Consider the following 22,507-nt stretch of genomic DNA (forward strand, 5'->3'; position numbering starts at 1 on the left):
AGTAAATGGGTAAAAAATCAATCTTTTATTGTAAAATAAACACATTTTATTTTTTTTACAATAAAATTATTCTTAAAAATTTCATTAAATTTATATAATCATTCTTTAAAATCAATTTTTATTTTGTAATAAAAAACCTTATTTACTCATTACTACTAATATGGTAATATAAAGTTAATAACTTACTATTAAGTTAAGTTATTAATTTTTAAAAGAGAATGTAGTTTTCTTTTAAAAATTACCTTCATATTTAAATTTTTAATGAGAAAAGGAATTTATCAAATGAAAACATTTTTAATAAATATCACTCTGACAACAATAACTTTAACTGCTGGAAATGAAATGATAGCAAAACATTTTAATGAACTAATAAGTGTTAAATCACAATTATATGTCCTTGGTGACAGTTTATCAGATAATGGTAATTTAGCTAATATTTTTACTTATGATTCTTGAAATTTAGATAAAGTTAAATTTCAAGAACCTTTTTATCATAACTCATTTACTAATGCCGATGTTGCTGCTAGTATTTTAGCAAAAAAACTAGGAACAGAACTATTACCAGCTTGATATCAAAAAGGTAACAACTATGCTGTAGGTGGAGCACAAGCCGGACAAAATCATAGTTGAGAATATCAATTATTCTTAAATCATTATTCTATTGACCACCAAGCTAATCAATTATTAAAAGATCATAAAATTCAAAAAAATGATGATATTTTTATTGAAATAGGTGGTAATGATTTGCTTTCTGCTATGGATGAAAGTTCAACAGCAAAACAAGAATCAATTATTAGCAATGCAATAACAACTGAGTTTGAAACTGTTAAAACATTAATTAATGCTGGTGCTCAAAACTTAATAATTGCCAATGTGCCTAACATTAGTAATATTCCAAAATATGTTAATGAAAAACAATCTGTTAAAGAAATAGCAAACTACTTATCAACTGAATATAATAACAAGTGAAATGATAAAATTACTGCATTAATGAAAAATAATTCTGATATTAATATCAGACTGTTTAACTTAGAAACTAATTTTAGTGATTTATTATCTGAAGCACAAGAAATAGGAAAAAATATTACTAATGAATCAATAAAATGATCAATTCCGGGTTTAGCTTTAAATTTAAATCCAAGATATATTGATGGAATAACTCCAGAAACTATTAATAATAATTTTTTCTTTGATTATGTTCATCCAAATAAATGAGCACATGATCAAATTGGTCTTGAACTATTCACTGAACTTACTTCATAAAAAAATGTAATAGAAACAATAAATTAACAATATTTCTATTCTTAATTTATTTTAATATATATAGTATTAAAGTAGTATAATACATATAAAGCCAAGAAAGAAGGTGTATTTAATGATTAAAAAAATTAACGATGATCTAAATGATTATATTAGTGAACATCTAAAATATCAAATGCTTAGTTTTAAATTAAGTAATGATGCAAATCAAAAAGGATATCCTGGGTTTGCACGCTTCTTCCAAGTAGAGGCAGCTGATGCTGTTGTTCATATTCGTAAAATTTGTAACTATTTAATGGATCAAGATGCTCAAGTTGAAATTAAAGACATTAAAGTTCCAACTTTTACTACAAAAAGCATTGAAGAAACATTAAAAAAATTAAAATCTACTAAAGAAGAATTACTTGATTTTACTAATAAACTTGTTAAAAGTGCTCGTGAAAATAATGATAATTTAACTGCGAAATTTTATGACTGATTCTTAATTGATTTCTATGAAGAAATTGCTTATGAAAAAGACTTATTGGATTGAATTGCAATGTCTAATAGTAACCTTTATAAAATTGACAAACGTTTACTAAAAACTGAAGAGCCAGATACTTTAAAAGTTATTGTTCCATTTTATGAACCTGAATAAATTTCATATTTAACTCTTAATTTTCACCAAAAATGTATAAAAACTTTGTTGTATTTTTTTTATTTTCTTCTTTTTCATAGTTTAAACTGTATTCTCTTTCTTTACCTTCAATATTTATTTTATTTTTACTTTTATTACTTCATTCAATAACTTTTAACTTATTTTCTTTCAAATCAGTTTGGCATTGGTTAGATAAGTTTACTTTCTTGTCTTCAAATCTGTACAAATTGATTTGGAGGCATTTTCAATCTAATAACTATTCTATCATTGTTTCAATATCTAACAAATTTTTCTAATATTTTATTAAAACTTTCCATACTTTCAAAAGTGCTACCAAACATCATTTTAAAATCTCTTTTAATTCAACGATTTAAACATTTACTAACTTGATTACCTTTAAAACCTGATAGACTTTTTGAATGAATTAGATTAGTACTTGTATTAAAAACTTTACTAACAATTTCGCTTGTATTAGCAAAACCTAAATCTGATTGAATAGTCGTAAAATTACATTGTTTAGCACTCGCTAATTCTATTTGATTAACCACATTTAACACAGTTTTGGCATTTTCACTTTTGTTTATTTTTCAGCCAACAATTGAATTACTGTACATATCAGTAGCAAAAACAACTAATAATTTTGTTTTTTTATCACCAATAATTATATTTTTAAATCATGTGCCATCCATACCAACTTTTTTAAGAAAGTTATTACTTGAAAAATTACGTTTTAATAAATCTTTATTATTTTTTAAATCACTATTTTCTACTACTCTATTTGTTGATTTAGGTTCTAATAATAATTTAATATTATTATCTTTTAATATTTGTTTTATGCTTGTTTTACTGCATTTAAGACCTTTATTTTTTATTTTTAACTCTAATCTTACTTTTTCAAAACTAGTGATATTAATGTACTTTTTTTCATTTTTAATGAGAACTATTTTGTTTATTGCTTGTATCAAATTATCATTAATTTTTGATTGATATTGCTTTTTACCTTTTTTTACTCATAAATAGTATGCTGTTTTGCTAATAGCTATGTAAACAATAATTTTATTTAATTGATGACCTTTTTGCTTATATTTTTCTACTATTAAAAAACACTTATATTTTAATAATTTACTATTTTTTCCCCTTGTTAATTTCTTTTCACAGGCTAATTGCTCCTTTAAAAGTTCTTTTTCAACCTTATCTTTTAAAGCTTGTTTTCTAAGTTTATCAATTTCTTTGTTTAATAGTTTAATTTCAATATCTTTCTTATCGATCCTGTGAGAAGTTTGGGATTTAGAAATTTTGGTGAATGCATTTTCACCTTTAATTTGATATTGGTTAACCCAATTATAAATTAATACTGGAGTTGATAATTTATATTTGACTTGAATTTCATGTATTTTTAGTTTTTTATCAACTAAATACTCATTAACAACGGCTAATTTTGTTTCTTTTGAATAAACTTTATAATTCATAATTTCTCCTTCTGTATTAATTATTTTTAATTATATTACAGATTGAAAATATTAATTGGTAAACTTAAGTGACTGATGCCAAACTAGTTTACAAATGGTTGTTCTTTCCTTTATTTCAATTTTATTAAAAAGATTCTAAACAGGTTCTTACAGTAATTGGTATTTCTCCAATTCATACAAAATGAATTGGATATTTATTATCTATAACTGGCATTTTTTTAACAACTCTTATATGTTATTTAAATGCATTGTTTAAAAATGATAATTCATCTTCAATGTTTAATCTTGGAAATAATAACTCTTTTTTATTAACAGATTTATTAAAAACTTCATTCAAGTTAATATTGACTATTGGTTTAGTAATTTTTAAGACACCCAATTGTTCATGAATTTTTAATGAACTATTAACCAAAATTGGACTTAATAAAGCACTACTAATAATTAAAATATTTGCTAATAAATTTAAAATATTGTGTAATTCAATAGTTTTATTATTTTTATATAAATCTCATGGTTTTGTTAAATCAATTAATTTATTACCACTAGTTATCAATTTAAAAACAACATTAATTGCTTCATGAATTTGATACTCATCCATTTCAATATTAAAATCATTAATAGTACTTTTAATAATTTTAATTATTTCTATTGCTTCTGGTTGTAACTTATTTAAATTAACTTTGGGAATTTTACCATCACAATATTTAATAATCATTGTAACTGTTCGCGAAAGCAAATTACCTAAATCATTAACAAGATAAGAGTTATAACAATTTAAAAATAATTCATGACTATATTTTGCATCATGACCAATAATAATTTCTTTCATTAAAAAAAAACGTAGTCCATCTGCACCATAACGATTTACTAATACTAAAGGATCAATAACATTACCTTTTGATTTCGACATTTTTCCTTCTTCATTAGTAATTCAACCGTGGGCCAAAATTCGATTTGGTTGTCTCAAGTTTAATGTCATTAATAAAATTGGCCAATAAATCATATGAAAACGACTAATTTCTTTACCAACTAAATTCACAATTTCACAATTTGAATCCAGTCAAAATTTCTTAAAATTAATGTCATCATCTTGTAAATAACCTAATCCTGTTAAATAATTACTTAATGCATCAATTCAAACATAAATAACATGTTTTGGATCTTCTAATACTGGTACCCCTCAAGTAAAACTCGTTCTAGTAACACTTAAATTTTCTAAACCTGGCGTGATAAAATTATTAATCATTTCCGTTTTACGATTAAGTGGTCATAAAAATAACGGGTGTTCATCATAATATTTTAATAATTGTTTAGTATAATTTTCCAATTTTAAAAAATATGATGGTTCTGATAAAGTAGTAATATTACCTTGACATATTTTACATGTATTATTAGTTTTAATAATTTGGCTATCTGTCAAAAATTCTTCACAAGAGATACAATATGAACCTTCATATTTTCTCAAATAAATATCATTTTGTTTTAATAATTTGCTAAAGATTTTTTGAACACTTAAAATATTATTTTTATCAGTTGTTCTAATAAATTTATCATAATCAATATTTAAGTTTTTTCATAAATTCTTAAACCCAACAACAATATCATCAACAAATTTTTGTGGAGTTTGCTTATTTTCATCCGCTTTTTTAGCAATTTTTTGACCATGTTCATCACTTCCAGTTAAAAAGAATACTTCATAACCTTGCATTTTCTTATAGCGAGCTAAAACATCAGCAATAATTGTTGTATAAGCATGTCCCAAGTGTAACTTAGCACTAGGATAATAAATAGGGGTAGTAATATAAAATTTTTTTGTCATTATTTGCTCCTAAATTTAATAATTATAATTTTACATTAAAATAGTATTATTTATTGTAATACTTATTTAAATTAATAATATTTTATTACGGAATTTTACGTTTATTGGCAATAACTTATATACATTATTATTTCTGAAAACTATAATTAGATATTAGTAAAATAAAATCTAATTAAAGGTGATTGAAAATGAATATTTTAGACATAATAAATAAATTTCCAAACCAAGAATCTTGTATAAAATTTTTAGAAGAAATAAGATGAAATAACAAACCAAAATGTCTTTTTTGTTTTAGTGAAAAAGTTAACTCTGTTTTAAAAGAGTCGCGTTATAAATGCAAAAAATGTCATAAGTCTTTTAGTGTAACTGCTCAAACTATTTTTCATCATACACGTGTACCACTTCAAAAGTGATTTATTTTAATAGTATTAATGGCTAATGCTAAAAAAAGTTTATCATCATCTCAAGCTTCAAGAGACTTAAATTTACATTTAGCAACTGTATGAAAAATGATGCATAAAATTAGAAAGGCAATGGCTAATGATGAGATTAAATTATTAGCAAAAATATTAGAGATGGATGAAACATATGTGGGTGGAAAACCGCGTAAATATAATGATGTTGATAATAAAAATAACTCATTACGTGGTAGAGGAACTAGTAAAGAGTGTGTTGTTGGCATTATTGAACGAAATGGTAATGTTAAATTATTTCATGCAAAAAATAAAAGTATTAAATCTGAAGATTTAATGAAAATAGTTAAAGAAAATGTTGATATTAACAATTCTATTCTTTTTACTGATGAATATCGTGGATATTATAAAATGAATAAAATTTTACCACATGAACAAGTTAATCACAAAAAATATTTTTCTTATAATGGTATTCATACAAATACAATAGAAAGTTTTTGAGCAATATTAAAAAGAGGTTTTATCGGCCAATTTCATTGAGTTTCAAAAAAATGACTCCAATCTTATTTAAATGAATTTTGTTTTAAATATAATAACCGTAAAGAAAAAATCACATTTAAAAATATCATAATTAAATTATTTATTAAGAATTAAGTGTTAACCAATAAGCGTAAAATTCCGTTTTATTAATCGGCATTGGTTAGATAAGTTTACTTTCTTGTCTTCAAATCTGTACAAATTGATTTGGAGGCATTTTCAATCTAATAACTATTCTATCATTGTTTCAATATCTAACAAATTTTTCTAATATTTTATTAAAACTTTCCATACTTTCAAAAGTGCTACCAAACATCATTTTAAAATCTCTTTTAATTCAACGATTTAAACATTCACTAACTTGATTACCTTTAAAACCTGATAGACTTTTTGAATGAATTAGATTAGTACTTGTATTAAAAACTTTACTAACAATTTCGCTTGTATTAGCAAAACCTAAATCTGATTGAATAGTCGTAAAATTACATTGTTTAGCACTCGCTAATTCTATTTGATTAACCACATTTAACACAGTTTTGGCATTTTCACTTTTGTTTATTTTTCAGCCAACAATTGAATTACTGTACATATCAGTAGCAAAAACAACTAATAATTTTGTTTTTTTATCACCAATAATTATATTTTTAAATCATGTGCCATCCATACCAACTTTTTCAAGAAAGTTATTACTTGAAAAATTACGTTTTAATAAATCTTTATTATTTTTTAAATCACTATTTTCTACTACTCTATTTGTTGATTTAGGTTCTAATAATAATTTAATATTATTATCTTTTAATATTTGTTTTATGCTTGTTTTACTGCATTTAAGACCTTTATTTTTTATTTTTAACTCTAATCTTACTTTTTCAAAACTAGTGATATTAATGTACTTTTTTTCATTTTTAATGAGAACTATTTTGTTTATTGCTTGTATGAAATTATCATTAATTTTTGATTGATATTGCTTTTTACCTTTTTTTACTCATAAATAGTATGCTGTTTTGCTAATAGCTATGTAAACAATAATTTTATTTAATTGATGACCTTTTTGCTTATATTTTTCTACTATTAAAAAACACTTATATTTTAATAATTTACTATTTTTTCCCCTTGTTAATTTCTTTTCACAGGCTAATTGCTCCTTTAAAAGTTCTTTTTCAACCTCATCTTTTAAAGCTTGTTTTCTAAGTTTATCAATTTCTTTGTTTAATAGTTTAATTTCAATATCTTTCTTATCGATCCTGTGAGAAGTTTGGGATTTAGAAATTTTGGTGAATGCATTTTCACCTTTAATTTGATATTGGTTAACCCAATTATAAATTAATACTGGAGTTGATAATTTATATTTGACTTGAATTTCATGTATTTTTAGTTTTTTATCAACTAAATACTCATTAACAACGGCTAATTTTGTTTCTTTTGAATAAACTTTATAATTCATAATTTCTCCTTCTGTATTAATTATTTTTAATTATATTACAGATTGAAAATATTAATTGGTAAACTTAAGTAACTGATGCCCTAATTTATTCTTAAATTTAAAAATTTTACTTGTTTTTTGCTTTTGCAAAATATCTAACTTTTTAATACTATTTCTATTATAGGAAAGAAATCTAGATTTTTTTTAATAATTGATTGCAATTTTTTTCACATTTATATTTCTTATTGCTAATATAATATTATTTTTATTTTATTAATTTTCTTTTTTAATAAATTAATATCTATTTCTCCATTATCTTTTAAGTATCGATCATCTAAAACATCATAAAATGTTCTTCATTATCATCATCATAACTTGTAATAAAATTAAGATGTTGATCTATAAAAGGAAAACTATCATCCATTTTGTATTTCTTCATAATTTTCACTCCTTAAACTGATATAGTCTAGTGACTGATTATAATATTTTCTTAATCTTTTATTTTTATTGATTATTAGGTAAAATAAAAAAAACAAAATTAATAAATTAAATGCTAATTAAATTTAATATTAAACATTATTTATCTTTAAAAACTTTTTTAAAAATATAATCAACATTTATTAAAAAAATATTATTATTAAAACATTCATTTAACTGTTCACTAGTTAAATATTGATTAATATTATTCTTTATTAATACATCTTTAAAATTAATCATTTTATTTTGTGCTTCTAAAGTGCATTTTTGAATAAAATCATAAGCAATTTCACGTGTTATTTTTGGATTATTTTTAATAATAGCCAATAAAACTACTTGTGAAAAATAAAGTTCATTAGCTTTAGCAATATTATTTGCCATGGCACTAGTATTAATCACTAAATTATCTAAAATGTTTGTCATTCTATTAATAATAAAATCTAATATATGATAAATATCAGGTAACATAATGCGTTCATTAGAACTATGAGAGATATCACGTTCATATCATAATAAATTATTCTCATATACTATACTATTATAACTTCGAACTAATCTTGCTAAACCACAAATATTTTCAGAACCAATTGGATTTTTTTTATGTGGCATTGAACTTGAACCTTTTTGTGAAATAGAAAATCCCTCTAAAAGTTCATTAACTTCGCTACGTTGACTCAAACGAATTTCTAAAGCTATTTTTTGAATTGTTGTAGCAATTGAACTTAATTGTGTAATTAAAAAAATCAAACGATCACGTTGTACTACCTGCGTAGCAGAACTGTCAACTTCCATTTTTCATTTTTTGGCAATAAGTTCACTAACTTTTGGCGAAATATGAACAAAATTACCCATAGCACCCGTAATCTTAATAACTTCAACTTGTTTTCTTGCCAACTCCAACCTTACTAACTGTCTATTTATTTCATCGTATCATAAAGCAAATTTTAATCCTAATGAAGTTGGTTCACCAAAAATACCATGACTGCGACCAATTACTAATTGATTTTTATATTTAAACGCTAACTCTTTTAATTTAAATTGTAAAGTAATTAAAGCTTTTTCAATAATTTCATTTGAAAATTTTATTTGCAGATTTTGGACACTATCAACCATATCAGTTGAAGTTAAACCATAATGAATTCAACGACTTTCAGTTTTTAAGTTAGCACTTAACATTCTAGTAAAAGCAACTACATCGTGTTTAGTTTCTAATTCTAATTTATTCATTAATTCAATATCTAACTTAGCATTTTTTTTAATTAATTGAAAATCTTTAAAGGGAACTATATTTAAATGTTGTAATGATTCACAAACATCAATTTGAAAATTCATTCATAAGTTTAAACGATTTTTCATATTTCAAATATTAGTCATTGCTTTTGTTTCGTAACGTTCAATCATTTTTACTCCTTAATAAATATAGTTTGTTTACGATCTGGACCAACAGAAAATATTCTAATTGGAACACCCACCAACTCACTAATTTTTTTTAAATAATTTTTAGCATTTTCTGGTAATTCATCATAACTAGTAATATTAGTAATATCTTCATTTCATCCAGGCATAGTAATAAAATTTGGTTGACATTTATTAAAGTTATTAATTTGAGAAGGTATGTATCTAATTATTTCGCCATTTAAAGTATAATGAGTACAAATGCTTAATGTTTCAATACCAGTAACCACGTCTAACAACATAATAGCTAAACTAGTAAATCCATTAATTTGTGCACTATACTTAGCAATAACTGCATCAAATCATCCAATTCTTCTTGGTCTTTTTGAAACTGTACCATATTCATTACCAGTCATACGAATATAATCTGCTAATTTACCAAAAACTTCACTAGGAAACCCACCAGCACCAACTCTTGTACTGTATGCTTTAGTTACACCAATAATTTCATTAATTGCTTTTAAAGAAATACCTGAACCAATAGCAATTGAACTAGCACTTGGATTAGAAGATGTTACAAAAGGATATGTACCATGATCTAAATCTAATAAAGTACCTTGTGCTCCTTCAAATAATATCTTTTTATTTCTAATTAATTGTTCATTTAAAAATTGACCAGTATCAATAATTAAATCTTTAAAGTTTGGCAATAATTCTAATAAACGATTATATATTGTTTGTGCATTAAATTCTTTTTCATATCCATAAACATTTTTTAATATTTTATTTTTAATTAACAAATTATCAGTAATCAATTCTAATAGTCGATCCTTATCTAATAAATCACCCATTCGAATTCCAATCCGATTAACTTTATCAGCATAACAAGGTCCAATTCCTTTCTTGGTAGTGCCAATGGCTTTATCACCCTTAATTTTTTCTTCATATTCATCAAATGCTAAATGATAAGATAAAATAATATGAGCACGATCAGAAATTCGTAAATTTTGACAACTAAAACCAGCAGCTTTTAAATATTCAATTTCAGAAACTAATTTTTCTGGATTAACAACACAACCATTAGCAATAACACAATATGAAACTTTATTAAAAATACCAGAAGGAATAATACTTAATTTATATTTTTGATGATCAAAAACAATTGTATGTCCAGCATTATCACCACCACTTCAACGAACAATAACATCAGAATTTTGACTATAATAGTCAGTTATTTTACCTTTTCCTTCATCACCTCATTGACAACCAATAATAGCAGTAGTTTTAAATGGTTTTGGTTGATGAATTTTTGATATTAAAATATTTTTAGTATTTACAATTTTATTAGCAATTTTTTGATTTTCTTCTTTTATTATATGTTTTGACTTTTCAAAATCTACCTTCATCTTATTAATGATTGGCTTAATAGTGTCAGTTTTTATTGCTTGCGTTTTTACTTTAGTCGCTTTTTTTACCTCTTTAACTTTTGGTTTAATAGTTTTATTAAGCTGTTCAACTTTAGTTTTTGCCTTTTCTATTGTTGGTTTAATTATATTTTTTTTTGCTTTCATATTGTCTCCTTTATACTCAAAAAAAGTATTTATAAATTTATAAATTAATTATATAATTATTTAATAATGATTATCAAAATATTGTTATTAAAATAAACTAGTAAAGGAAATTTAAAAAATGAAATGAAATTTTGATAATGATAGTTTTCAAAATAATAATAATAATGATTTTGACAAACTTTGTCCTATTTGTAAGCAAAAATTACTAGAAGCAAAACTTGAAAAAATAAATGAAATAAATCAATATCAGCAAACACAAAATGATATTTTATTAATTGAAGAAATAAAAAAAGAATTAGAAAAAATTAAAAAAGAAAAAGAAACACAACTTTATGTTTACTTATGTAGAAAACATAAAAATGAAAATATTCTTTAATATTTTTATAATATATTAATTATTTTTTATTATATTTATTCATAATATTTTCAAATTTACTATAAGTAATTCAGCTACTAATACTTTCTACAAAAAATTGTTTATGATCATTTATATTCTTTAACTCATCATTACTAAACTTACTCAAAACTCAATCAGCCGTGTTAAAATTAGAATTTTTACCAACACCGATTCTTAATCTTTGAAAATCTTTACTACCAATTTGATTAAAAATACTTTTAATTCCATTATGACCCGCAGCACTAAATTTTTGCTTGTATTGAAATTGACCAAAATTTAAATCAACTTCATCGTGAATAATTAACATGTTTTCAATTTTAATTTTAAAATAATTCATAAAATTTGAAACACAAAAACCTGATAAGTTCATAAAAGTTAATGGTTTCAAAAAAATAACATCAGTGCCATTAACAACAGTTTTAACATATTGACCATTAAATTTAGTTTGATTAATTTTTAATTGTAATGTTTCACAAATCATATCAATAATAATAAAACCAATATTATGACGCGTTAATTCATACTCTTTACCTGGGTTTCCTAATCCAATAACTAATTTCATTTACTTTAAATTTCCTCTTTATTATTTTTTACTATTTTTTTTATTAATTCATTTGTTTTATCATCATAAACTTTCGTTAATGATTTATTATTAATTGAAGCATCAATCATTTTTGCAATGAAATCAGCAATTGAAATAATTTTTAAGCCATTAAATTTTTTTTCCTCAGAAATTTCAATAGTATTAGTAATAACAACTTCCTTAATAATTCCATCAATAACAGCTTGTTTCAAATTTTTTGAAGCTTGACCACTAAAAATACCATGAGTAGCTAAAATATAAACTGATTTTGCACCATGTTCTTTAATAGCTTTTGCTGCATTAATAATAGTACCACCTGTATCAATCATATCATCAATAATAATAGCATTCTTTTCTTTAACAACTCCTAATACAAACTTAACTTGACTTTGATTAGGAGTTGTTCTTCTTTTATCAATAATTGCCAAGGGTACACTTAAATAATTACCTAATCTTCGAGCACGAGTAACACCACCATGATCTGGAGATACAACAACTAAATTAGTTAAATTTTCTTCAATTAAATAAGATGCTAAATCTTGAGTTGCTCGTAAATCATCAACAGGAACATCAAAAAATCCTTGTTCTTGTGGTGAATGTAAATCAACAGTAATAACACGATCAACACCTGCAACAGTTAATAAATTTGCAACAAGTTTACAAGTAATAGGTTGTCTACCACCTTGTTTTCGATCTTGACGAGCATAACCAAAATAAGGAATTACTACATGAATTTTAGCAGCAGATGCACGAACTAAAGCATCAACAAAAATTAATAATTCCATTAAATTATCATTAGTTGGCGGCGAAGTTGATTGGATAATATATACCACTTTCCCTCGTACTGATGTTATAGATTGAATGTTAAATTCACCATCAGCAAAACGACTAATTTCTGCTTTTCCAGGTTCAATATTAAGTTTTTTACAAACTTCTCGTGTAAATTTTTGACTAGCACTTAAACCAAAAACTACAATTTTTTCTACATTATTCATTAAATCCTCCTTTACATGTTTCTAAAAAATTATAATTATAATTTCATTATACAATGTTTATTACAATTTAAGTATATTAAATTTAAAGACTATTAATTAAAAATAATTAATAAAAAGTTATATCTTTTGCAAGAAAAAATAAAATCATTATAATAGTTAACGGATAATAAATATTTAAAAATATGTTTATTAATAAACAAGGATTATTGCTGAGGTGTTTTATATACTTATTATCCACATTCTAATATCATTAATTTTAATAATTATTCTGAAAGGTATTTATTATTAATAATAGTAAATAACTGGTAAAACATTGAAAATGTTAATTCTTCAGATCTTATTGTTAATGATCAAGATAAGTCGTTAATTAAATTAACGGCTTTTTCTTTGCTATTTAAATAAATACCCAAATTGTTAATTAATGTTTTTCTCTTATTAACAAAGCAACTTCTTACAAATTTTCAAAATAATTGTGGTTCATCAAGTTGAAATTTAGGATTTACTTTAAAATAAACAACACTACTTGTGACATTAGGTATCGGAGTAAAATTATTAGGACTAACATCAAAAAAAATTTTAACATCACAATAAAATTGACACATAACAGAAAGATTATTATATACTTTAGTTTTAGGTTTAGCACAAAATCTTTGTGCAACTTCTTTTTGCATCATTAATGTAAATGAATCAAATAATTCAATATTTTCTAATAATTTTAAAACAATTTGTGAAGTAATATAATAAGGCAAATTTGCAATTACATGAATTTTTTGATTTATTGCAAATTCTTCATTAATGATTTTTTTTAAATCTAAATTTAAAAAATCATCATTTATAATTTTTAAATTTTTGTATTCATTTAACTCTTTTTCTAAAACAGGAATTAATTTTTTGTCAATTTCAATTGTCACAACTTTTTGCGTAGTGCTGAGTAATTTATTGGTTAAATGACCAATGCCCGCTCCAATTTCAATAATGCCATCTTCACCTTTAAAATTACTAGTTTTAACAATTTTATCAATTATATTATTATTAATTAAAAAGTTTTGTCCAAACTTTTTAATTGCATGTAAGTCGTATTTTTTCAATATTTTTTTTGGATTTTCCATTATTATTCTCCAATTCATATTTTTATTTAATTATTACTAGTATATAATTAAATAAATAGTTAGCCAACTAATCATATATGCTAAATTTACTACTAGCAAATCTACATGTGGTAATATTAACATATATCAACTTAATAAATAAATATTAATTTGAGTGGGAAAAGGAGATGATTTTTATATGGCAACAAAAATAGAGGTTGCTAATGACGGACACAATAACCAAGACGTTAATATTGTTTCTCTAGATTTAGGAACAAGAAATTTAATTGTCAGAGTTAATGGAAGGGTTGTTTATAGTCAACCATCAGCAATTGTATTTGATACAGAAAACGGAGAAGTATTCATTGGTGAAGCTGCTTTATTAATGAAAGAAAAAACTCCAGCAAATAAAATTTTCAGAGAACCAATGGCTAATGGTGTTATTAGTGACAGTAATGCTTTGATTGCTTTATTAACTGAGATTTTTACACAAATTATTGATGTGAAAGCTGAAAAAATTTGAGAAAATTCAGTAGCACTTGTAGCTATTCCATCTAAGGTTTATAAATTAGATAGAACTGTTTTACGTGAAATTCTACAAGGAAAAAAAATAGCTAAAATTCCAATTTATAGTGATAAATTTCCCAATAGATATAATGCAATTAATGAAAGCGTAATGAAAGCTGAAAAAGTTGCTATTGTTCCTGAAGTAAAATTGGCAGCTATTGGTGCTGGGGAAGCACTTTGAGATTCTTCAGGAGTATTTATTCTTGATATTGGTGGCGGAACTTCTGACTGTGCCATTTTATCAAGTGGAGAAGTTATTGTTCAAGATTCAATTCCAATTGCTGGAAATGCTATTGAACGTAGTATTAAAGAACATTTTGAAAAAATGCACTATATATCTCTTAGCTCAATGGAGGCTGAAAAAACAAAAATTAGTGCTGGAATTTGAATAGATGGTGAAAAAGATAGTGAAAATAAAATTACTATCCATGGAAAAAGTACTAAAACTAAAAAACCTGAGCAAATTATAGTTCCTAAACAAGAAGTAGCTAGAGTAGTTACCGAAGCCTTTGAACCAATTGTTGCACTATGTAGTGACATTATTGATAAAGCTGGACCTGCCTTTTCAGAAATGATTATGAAAGATGGTTTAACTATCACTGGTGGGGGTGCTTTGCTTGAAAATATTACAACTTATCTAAAAAAACGACTAAATTTAGAACATGTGGTATCTGCTAATAATCCAAGAGAGTGTGTAATTAGAGGAACTCAAGCCTATGAAACTCATAAACAAGATGTATATGAAAAAGGATTCATTAGACCAAGTAATTAAAATTCCAGGTGTGTAGAAGGAGGAAAAAAAATGGGATTATTTGATAAAAAACCCAAAGAAAACTTAAATAAAAAAAGTAATATTAAGTCTATTAATGACTACCAATGATTAGCTTTAGATGTCGGAACAGAAAACTTTAAAGCAAGGTATGTTAATATTGGACTTACATATGATGCTCCAACTTATCTTGCTGAAGACTATGAAAAAAATGTTATTCTTTATGGTGAAGAAGCTAAAGCTTTAATTGATAAAACAAATGAAAATGTTGTTATTAAACGTCCAGTTCGTGATGGTAATATTGCTGATCCAGATGCTTTACAACGTATCCTTGCTAAAATTTTTCAAGATTTTAGACTTGAAATTAAAGATTCAAAACAAGCTGATAAAAACCGTAATTTAATTGTTTTAATGGCAACACCAAGTGAAATTAATTCAGTACAAAAAGAAGCATTAGAAAATATAGTTCATCGTTTAGGAGCACTTCGTGGATTTGTTCAAGAAGAAGTTAAAATGGCAGCATTAGGTTCAGGCCAAGATATTTTTGGAACTGCAATTATGTGTGTTGATATTGGTGGAGGAAGTACTGATATTGCCGTACTTAGCAACGATTCAATCCTATATTCATATACAACACATTGTGCTGGAGACTATTTAACACAAAAAATTCAAGAATACATAGCTAAAAAGCATGCTTTAAAAATTGGTACTAAAGAAGCAGAAGATGTTAAAAAGAACATCGGTTCACTTCTTAAATATCAAGATGAAAAACCATACACTATTTCAGGTGTTTCATTACCTAGATTAGACTCTCAACCAGGAGAAACAATGTCAATTTCTAAAACTATTGAAATTACACCAGAAGAAATTCGTGAAAATGTAATGCAAGTTCAATTTAGAGAACATGTTATTCCATCAATTCGTAGAGTACTAAGAACTTCTGGAGAAAAAGCTGCTGGTAGTGTTAGTGACTTAAAGAAAAAAGGTAAGGGAATCACAATTTGTGGTGGTGGAGCTTACATTAAAAAAATAGATGAATTTATTAAAGAAGAATTGGCTAAGGAATATTTCATCGAAGTTAAAGCTGAAAAAGGTACAAAACCAATTCGTCAAAAATATGAAGGAGATATCTTTGAAGTACGTGTTGCTCAAAATCCTTTAGATAATGTTATTGATGGTTGTGTAAAATACCGTGATACAATTTACAAACAATTAATAGCTGAACAAAATCCTAACCGCGAAATTCTAACAAAAGACGAAGATTTAGGATAAAAAATAAGTTTAAATAAAATGCACTTTTAAAATTTATAGAAGTGCATTTTTTACCTATATTGTTAATATATCTCAAAAGATTTAAAGATTATAAGAGGTATTAAGATAAGATATGAAAAGATTACTGACTATTTTAGGAACACTAATTTTAACAAAACAACAAGTTTAACTATTATGGCATGTAGTGGAACTAAACAACAAATATAATCCTTACCAATACAAGTATCAGAATGAAATGAAAATAATGGTAAGGTTTGAAGTTTACTAAAAAAACATTGAAAAAAAAGAAAATTTACACTATTCAAGTTGTAATAGAAATTAATAGTAATGATTTAGTTATCAATTTCAAAAAAGCAAACAAAAATATGAAGTGCTTAGAAGGTGCGAATTAATAATTTATTTTCTCTTTCTATGAATATTAATTTAAATAAGGAATTGAAATTATTAATAATAAATTTTTTTAAAAGGAGATTTTATGAAAAAATATCGTAAATTTTTTATAATTTTCATAGTTTTATTGGTTACTGGTTTACTTGCTTGAATTATTGTTTGAAGTTATCAACCTAATTATAATCGTGATTATTATCTTAGTTTATTACGTTATCGTTGATCATCAGAAATGACTAGTTTTATTAAAGAGAATTAACGAAAAATTAAAAACCCAGCTAGTCAAATGGCAAATAATGAATTTAATAGTTTTTATGATACTGCTAGTAAACCGTTACCTTTTCTTAATTTTAATCAATTAACACACGATTTAACTAATACACCACTAGGAATTCAAAACAGTAATGTTGATTGAGAAAAATTATATAAAGATGTTGGTTTAAGTCAACTTGCTACTGAAACAGCAAAAAAAGAGCAATTACGTTTTTATAATATTATGGCAGGAAGTATATGGTAAAAATAACATTTTACGTTTAATGCAAAGTGTTACTGAAGCATCAATATCAGATAAAACGTCGTTGCTTATAATCAATATTCTTATTTAATTAATAGCCAACGTCAAATTTATGGTCCAGATTTTGTTAATACTAAAGAAATTAGCGAAAACTATCAAGCGGGTTGATGAGCAACTAATAACATAATTAGTGTTAGTACTCATGAATGTGGTCATGCTTTCGATAATTTTTTATCATTAGTGGATGCTGATCGTAGTACGTTTAATAACAATTGAAATTGGCCTAAAAATAATAAAATTGAAAATTGTTTACTTAATAAAAATATTTTTAAAATTAATAATGCTTATTCATCTGTTTGAAGAGCACAAAATCACATGATGGGGGCACAAATTTCTGATTGTAGTCAATTATTAATGGATTACTTAAATGATAAAGTTAATATTAGTAGTAGTGATTATCAAAAAAGATTAGTATTCCCAATGATTATTGTGCAAAGTAATTATGGTCGTATGTTTTGAAGTGAAGGGAAACCCTATAAAAAAGGTGAATTTTTGCCGAAGCCTTTACTGAATGATTATTAACGCCGCAATCTGGACAAGGGTGAAATTGAGAATTATTAAATGATTTTTTTATTAAAAAATTACCAACTTATTTATAAATTTTTCTATAAAATATTTTAATTAATAAACTTTTTTAATTCTTCTGTTTTTAAAATTTCTAGAATTTTATTAAAAGTAATATTATTTATACCAGTTAATCTTAATAACCCTGTATTTTTAATAATTTTTAATTTATCAAATATCATAGATTTCCTATCTTTTTTAATTTTAATCATATTCTAAAAATTAAATTTTAATAGATAACTATCCAAGAAGTCTATTATAGATAGAAACATGAAGCAATATTAATAAAGGAAAATTATATAAAATAATAACCTAAAAATAAAATAACATTTATTTTTTTACAAATTATTATTAATAAGTTTTATTAATTTCTTTTGTCTAACAAAATAACCAATTAAAATTAAAACTCCAGGAATAACAAATGTTGTTAAACTAAATAAACCTGTTAAAAATAATCATTTTTCTTCAATAAAATAATTATTTAAACAAAGTAAAAAGGGAATCACTTGAAATAGTCCATAAATAATTATTAAAATAATAACTAGTGAAAAATAATTAAAAAATGTAAATATTCCATAAATAATAAAACTAATAAGTAATATTATTGACATAATCATTCCAATTATTAAACCTATTTTAATAAAATTATTATTATTTATCATTTTTTTCACTACTCCTTTTTTTACTTTATATAAAATTTTAACGCTTTTCTCCCTTTATGTACTATTTTTTAATTTTATCACATAAATGCTGAGAAAAGCGTTAAAATATATAGTAATTTTACCTTATTCTCTAAAAGATTCTAAACAGGTTCTAAGCCATTAACTATTTTAAAAGTAATAATTTTAACTTTATATAAAAAAATACAAATTAAAAAACTAATTGTTTTTTAATTTGTTCACTAATTTCTTTACTTTCTAAAACTTCAATTAATTTTAAACCAAATTCAAATGCAGCATCAATTGATTTTCCAGTTATAATATTATTATCAACTACTACTTTTTCATCTAAAATAATACTTTTATTTAAGCCGACATTAGTGCCAGGGTAATGTGTAATTTTTTTGTTATCTATTTTAATTGTCCTAAAATTTGAGGTGCTGCACAAATAGCAGCAATAAACTTATTGCTATCTTTAGCAAAAATAACTAACATTGATTTTAATAATTCATTTTTGCTTAAGTTCTCTACCCCAATTTTACCACCTGGTAAAATTAGCATCTTATAACTTAACAAATCAGTATCATTGATTTTCTTTTCACATAAAATAAAAACATTATGACTTGATTTGATTTTTAAGTCATTTTCAATACTTACTAAATCAATAATAATATTAGCCCTTCTTAATAAATCAATAGTAATTATTACTTCACCCATTTCATAGCCTGTTGCTAAAAAAATAGCTACTTTAAACTTCTCATTATTACTCATTATTTTTTTTCAATTCATTATTTAATTTAAAAACATTAATAGCATTTTCCCTAGTTGCATTAATAATACTTTGTTTGGGGATTTTCTTTAATTCAGCTATTTTATTAACTGTAAATATTATATTTTCTGGATGATTAATTGTTAATCCGTTTTTAGGATTTTTGCCTCTTTTTGGTTCAGGAGTTAAATAGGGTGCATCCGTTTCAACTAATATTTTATTAATTGGTATACTTTTTGCTACCTCTTGTAATTTCAAAGCATTTTTATATGTCACATTACCCGCAAAAGAAATATAAAAACCTTGTTTTATAAATTTTTCAGCTATTACTTTTGTCCCTGTAAAACAGTGAAGAACACCATTAGTAATATTTTCTTTTTTAATAATTTCAAAAGCATCTTCAAAAGCATTACGAATATGTAATAATACAGGTAATTTATGTTCTTTAGCTAATTTTAGTTGTTCAATAAATCATTTTTTTTGCAATTGTGGTTCTGTAAATTTATGATAATAATCTAATCCAATTTCACCAATAGCAACTACTTTACCGGTTGCTATTAATTTTTTCAATTCTGAAATAGTATTACTATCACAAGTGTTTACTTCTGTTGGATGAATACCTACAGCTGCATAAAGATTAGGAATTTTTTCTTCACTCTCAAATTCATAAATTTGACTAACAGCTTGCTTACTAGTATTTAAGTCAAAACCAACATTACAAATACTACCAATACTATCACCTGCTGAATAAGCATCAGTTAATAATTTTAATATTTCTGTTTCATCATAATGTTTTGACATTAAATGACAATGAGTATCAAAAATTCCATTATTAGCCATATATTTTACCTTCCCTTTTATTTTCCTAAACAAAATCTTTTAAAAATTTCATCTAATAAATCAGTTTCAAATTTTTTACCTTGCATTTCTAAAATCTTATTTCATGCAGTTTGTAAGTGAACAATAATTAAGTCTATAGAAATATTCTTTTTTAAATCTTTTAATGCTTCTGAAATACTAAGTTCAATTTCATCTAAATATGCTAATTGTCTTGTATTTGCAAAAAGTAATTCCTTATCAAAATTAATTTCAGTAGTTATAATTTTATTTTTTATTCCTAAAATTAAATTTTCAATTTCGCCCATTATTGCACTAACTTTTACCACATTAAAATTATTTTTAATGTCTAATTTTAATTTTAACCTTAAATCCGTTTTATTAATAGCAATAAGGTAATTTTTATGTTTTATTTTTTCTAATAACTGTTTATCTTCAATACTTAAATCTTTTGAACCATCAAGTACTAATATTATTAAATCTGCTTCATTTAAAGCCTTATATGATTTATCAATACCTGCTTTTTCGATATCATTTAAAGTATGACGTATACCTGCTGTATCAATTAAATTTAAACTAATATCACCCAAATTAATTTTGCCTTCCACCAGATCTCTTGTTGTTCCTTCTTCATTAGAAACAATAGCTTTATCTTCATTTAAAAGCACATTTAATAAGGAAGATTTTCCAACATTAGGTTTTCCAATAATAACTGTATTAATTCCCTCTTTTATAGTTTTAGTAATTTTACTATGTTCTTTAATAACTTTTATTTTATTTAAAAATTTTTCAACTAAAGGAATAACATTATCAATTGTTTTTTCCTCAACTCCATCGTATTCAGGATAATCAATATTAACTGTTATATTAGCAATTAAAGTTAGTAATTCTGAAGACAATTCATCAATTAGTACTCTTGTTTTACCACTTAAACTATTAATAGCAGTTTTAAAAATAGTATTATTTTCAGCCATAATTAAATCATTAATAGCTTCTGCTTCAATTAAATCAATTTTATCATTTAAATAAGCTCTTCTCGTAAATTCTCCTCTTGTTGCCATTCTCATACCTGTAGATAGTAATAATTGCAAAATTTTTTGTGTTATTAGCACTCCACCATGACAATTAATTTCAATTGTATCTTCACCTGTAAAAGATTTGGGAGCACGATAACATGCCAAAACAACTTGATCAATTTTATTCTTATTATGATCAATAATATATCCTGTTATTAAAGTGTGACCTTTTTGATTTAAAATATCTTTGTCAAAAATCTTATTTAATAACTCATAAGTATCTTTTCCTGAAATTCTAATAATACTAATTGCTTGATTTAAAGGTGCAGTTGCAATTGCAGTAATAGTATCATTTAACATTTTTTCCTCTTTTCATTTAAACAATCTAAAATTTAAAATCTTAAATTACTCTAATTTGATTATTAGGCATTGATTCAAAATGAAACATTTCTTCATTTATTCTTATTTTTTTATAATTTCATATATTCTAATTTTTAAATTTTGTTTCTAAATAAGTAATAAGTAAATTTTGTAAAGCACTAATTGTATAACCTTTTTTGCTAATTAAAATTGAATTTTTATTTTTACAATTAATATTAATATAAATTCTATTACCCTTTAATATTATTTCTTCTTGATAATTTTTTATATTAAAAAGTTCTAATAAATCATGTCATTTATCATTCAAATAATTTTTAATATCATTTTCATTAAAAATAAAAATTTTAGTAATGGTTTTAAATAAACGTTTTTCTATACCTAATTTTATATAAAATGTCTTTGGGGGTAAATTTTTGATAATTTTTTCTAACGCTTTTCTCCCTTTATGTACTATTTTTTAATTTTATCACATAAATGCTGAGAAAAGCGTATCTACGGACTTCTCACCACATTTTTAAATTAAACACAGCATTACAATTTCAAAACTAGGTATCTTGTTGAATTTATATGCAGCTTCTTTGGCATATAAATAAACATGATGTTTTGCAACTTTGATATGTGTTTTAAATGTTCTTCTTATATGTTTTC

General features: G+C 24.1%; 25 protein-coding genes. 9 read left to right on the forward strand and 16 right to left on the reverse strand.

Annotated elements, in window-relative coordinates:
• The first annotated feature begins 282 nt into the window (after positions 1-282).
• Positions 283-1,263, forward strand: coding sequence for an SGNH/GDSL hydrolase family protein (locus AAHM85_RS04640; RefSeq protein ID WP_342261162.1), 981 nt, complete (start codon positions 283-285; stop codon positions 1,261-1,263).
• Positions 1,264-1,375: 112 nt separating this feature from the next.
• On the forward strand, positions 1,376-1,897 hold the full coding sequence (locus AAHM85_RS04645; RefSeq protein ID WP_342261163.1) for a ferritin-like domain-containing protein: 522 nt from the start codon (positions 1,376-1,378) through the stop codon (positions 1,895-1,897).
• Positions 1,898-1,913: 16 nt separating this feature from the next.
• On the opposite strand, the gene AAHM85_RS04650 is transcribed toward AAHM85_RS04645, so the two are convergent.
• The 3 genes from AAHM85_RS04650 to metG form a co-directional block, all read right to left on the reverse strand.
• Entirely contained in the window at positions 1,914-2,069 is a 156-nt protein-coding gene (locus AAHM85_RS04650; protein WP_342261164.1) for a hypothetical protein, read from the reverse strand.
• A gap of 16 nt (positions 2,070-2,085) precedes the next feature.
• The gene (locus tag AAHM85_RS04655; RefSeq protein ID WP_342261165.1) at positions 2,086-3,366 is read right to left on the reverse strand and encodes an IS3 family transposase; all 1,281 of its coding nucleotides are present in this window, start codon (positions 3,364-3,366) and stop codon (positions 2,086-2,088) included.
• Between the two features lie 235 nt (positions 3,367-3,601).
• Positions 3,602-5,185, reverse strand: a complete 1,584-nt coding sequence (gene metG / locus AAHM85_RS04660; RefSeq protein WP_342261166.1) for a methionine--tRNA ligase — start codon at positions 5,183-5,185, stop codon at positions 3,602-3,604.
• Between the two features lie 188 nt (positions 5,186-5,373).
• Here metG and AAHM85_RS04665 point away from each other — a divergent pair, with 188 nt between their 5' ends.
• Positions 5,374-6,252 (forward strand): IS1595 family transposase, encoded by an 879-nt coding sequence (locus tag AAHM85_RS04665; protein ID WP_342261167.1) that lies wholly within the window; start codon positions 5,374-5,376, stop codon positions 6,250-6,252.
• Between the two features lie 46 nt (positions 6,253-6,298).
• On the opposite strand, the gene AAHM85_RS04670 is transcribed toward AAHM85_RS04665, so the two are convergent.
• The 3 genes from AAHM85_RS04670 to AAHM85_RS04680 form a co-directional block, all read right to left on the reverse strand.
• A complete protein-coding gene (locus tag AAHM85_RS04670) occupies positions 6,299-7,579 on the reverse strand; it encodes an IS3 family transposase (RefSeq protein WP_342261168.1) in 1,281 nt (426 codons plus the stop codon).
• A 555-nt stretch (positions 7,580-8,134) separates the two neighbouring features.
• Entirely contained in the window at positions 8,135-9,436 is a 1,302-nt protein-coding gene (gene purB / locus AAHM85_RS04675; RefSeq protein WP_342261169.1) for an adenylosuccinate lyase, read from the reverse strand.
• A gap of 2 nt (positions 9,437-9,438) precedes the next feature.
• Entirely contained in the window at positions 9,439-11,001 is a 1,563-nt protein-coding gene (locus AAHM85_RS04680) for an adenylosuccinate synthase (RefSeq protein ID WP_342261170.1), read from the reverse strand.
• A 118-nt stretch (positions 11,002-11,119) separates the two neighbouring features.
• On the opposite strand from AAHM85_RS04680, the gene AAHM85_RS04685 reads away from it, so the two are divergent.
• Positions 11,120-11,377, forward strand: coding sequence for a hypothetical protein (locus tag AAHM85_RS04685; RefSeq protein ID WP_342261171.1), 258 nt, complete (start codon positions 11,120-11,122; stop codon positions 11,375-11,377).
• Positions 11,378-11,396: 19 nt separating this feature from the next.
• On the opposite strand, the gene pth is transcribed toward AAHM85_RS04685, so the two are convergent.
• The 3 genes from pth to rsmA form a co-directional block, all read right to left on the reverse strand.
• Positions 11,397-11,960: an aminoacyl-tRNA hydrolase gene (gene pth / locus AAHM85_RS04690; protein WP_342261172.1), complete on the reverse strand. Its 564-nt coding sequence runs from the start codon at positions 11,958-11,960 to the stop codon at positions 11,397-11,399.
• A gap of 5 nt (positions 11,961-11,965) precedes the next feature.
• A complete protein-coding gene (locus AAHM85_RS04695; RefSeq protein ID WP_342261173.1) occupies positions 11,966-12,976 on the reverse strand; it encodes a ribose-phosphate pyrophosphokinase in 1,011 nt (336 codons plus the stop codon).
• A gap of 263 nt (positions 12,977-13,239) precedes the next feature.
• Positions 13,240-14,085: a 16S rRNA (adenine(1518)-N(6)/adenine(1519)-N(6))-dimethyltransferase RsmA gene (gene rsmA / locus AAHM85_RS04700; RefSeq protein WP_342261174.1), complete on the reverse strand. Its 846-nt coding sequence runs from the start codon at positions 14,083-14,085 to the stop codon at positions 13,240-13,242.
• Positions 14,086-14,263: 178 nt separating this feature from the next.
• Here rsmA and AAHM85_RS04705 point away from each other — a divergent pair, with 178 nt between their 5' ends.
• The 5 genes from AAHM85_RS04705 to AAHM85_RS04725 all read left to right on the forward strand — a co-directional run bounded on the left by AAHM85_RS04705 (position 14,264) and on the right by AAHM85_RS04725 (position 18,155).
• Entirely contained in the window at positions 14,264-15,403 is a 1,140-nt protein-coding gene (locus AAHM85_RS04705) for a rod shape-determining protein (RefSeq protein WP_342261175.1), read from the forward strand.
• A 30-nt stretch (positions 15,404-15,433) separates the two neighbouring features.
• Positions 15,434-16,672, forward strand: a complete 1,239-nt coding sequence (locus AAHM85_RS04710; RefSeq protein WP_342261176.1) for a rod shape-determining protein — start codon at positions 15,434-15,436, stop codon at positions 16,670-16,672.
• A gap of 475 nt (positions 16,673-17,147) precedes the next feature.
• Positions 17,148-17,318, forward strand: coding sequence for a hypothetical protein (locus tag AAHM85_RS04715; protein WP_342261177.1), 171 nt, complete (start codon positions 17,148-17,150; stop codon positions 17,316-17,318).
• 27 nt (positions 17,319-17,345) lie between these two features.
• Positions 17,346-17,576, forward strand: a complete 231-nt coding sequence (locus AAHM85_RS04720; RefSeq protein WP_342261178.1) for a hypothetical protein — start codon at positions 17,346-17,348, stop codon at positions 17,574-17,576.
• Positions 17,577-17,813: 237 nt separating this feature from the next.
• Positions 17,814-18,155 (forward strand): hypothetical protein, encoded by a 342-nt coding sequence (locus AAHM85_RS04725; RefSeq protein WP_342261179.1) that lies wholly within the window; start codon positions 17,814-17,816, stop codon positions 18,153-18,155.
• 95 nt (positions 18,156-18,250) lie between these two features.
• Here AAHM85_RS04725 and AAHM85_RS04730 read toward each other — a convergent pair whose 3' ends face one another.
• From AAHM85_RS04730 to AAHM85_RS04760, 7 genes are all read right to left on the reverse strand, one after another.
• Positions 18,251-18,379 carry a hypothetical protein gene (locus AAHM85_RS04730; RefSeq protein ID WP_342261180.1) on the reverse strand — a complete coding sequence of 43 codons (129 nt, stop codon included), beginning with the start codon at positions 18,377-18,379 and terminating at the stop codon, positions 18,251-18,253.
• Between the two features lie 156 nt (positions 18,380-18,535).
• Complete coding sequence (locus AAHM85_RS04735) at positions 18,536-18,859, reverse strand: hypothetical protein (RefSeq protein WP_342261181.1); 324 nt, start codon at positions 18,857-18,859, stop codon at positions 18,536-18,538.
• A gap of 208 nt (positions 18,860-19,067) precedes the next feature.
• Positions 19,068-19,304: a DJ-1/PfpI family protein gene (locus tag AAHM85_RS04740; protein ID WP_342261182.1), complete on the reverse strand. Its 237-nt coding sequence runs from the start codon at positions 19,302-19,304 to the stop codon at positions 19,068-19,070.
• Positions 19,268-19,627 (reverse strand): DJ-1/PfpI family protein, encoded by a 360-nt coding sequence (locus tag AAHM85_RS04745; protein WP_342261183.1) that lies wholly within the window; start codon positions 19,625-19,627, stop codon positions 19,268-19,270. The genes AAHM85_RS04740 and AAHM85_RS04745 overlap by 37 nt, the downstream gene beginning before the upstream one ends.
• Positions 19,620-20,465 carry a TatD family hydrolase gene (locus AAHM85_RS04750; RefSeq protein WP_342261184.1) on the reverse strand — a complete coding sequence of 282 codons (846 nt, stop codon included), beginning with the start codon at positions 20,463-20,465 and terminating at the stop codon, positions 19,620-19,622. The genes AAHM85_RS04745 and AAHM85_RS04750 overlap by 8 nt, the downstream gene beginning before the upstream one ends.
• Positions 20,466-20,482: 17 nt before the next feature.
• The gene (gene mnmE / locus AAHM85_RS04755) at positions 20,483-21,838 is read right to left on the reverse strand and encodes a tRNA uridine-5-carboxymethylaminomethyl(34) synthesis GTPase MnmE (RefSeq protein ID WP_342261185.1); all 1,356 of its coding nucleotides are present in this window, start codon (positions 21,836-21,838) and stop codon (positions 20,483-20,485) included.
• A gap of 127 nt (positions 21,839-21,965) precedes the next feature.
• Positions 21,966-22,166, reverse strand: coding sequence for a hypothetical protein (locus AAHM85_RS04760; protein WP_342261186.1), 201 nt, complete (start codon positions 22,164-22,166; stop codon positions 21,966-21,968).
• Positions 22,167-22,507: the final 341 nt, after the last annotated feature.

Source organism: Spiroplasma endosymbiont of Notiophilus biguttatus, assembly GCF_964030985.1.
GTDB classification, from domain to species: domain Bacteria; phylum Bacillota_I; class Bacilli_A; order Mycoplasmatales; family VBWQ01; genus Spiroplasma_E; species Spiroplasma_E ixodetis_A.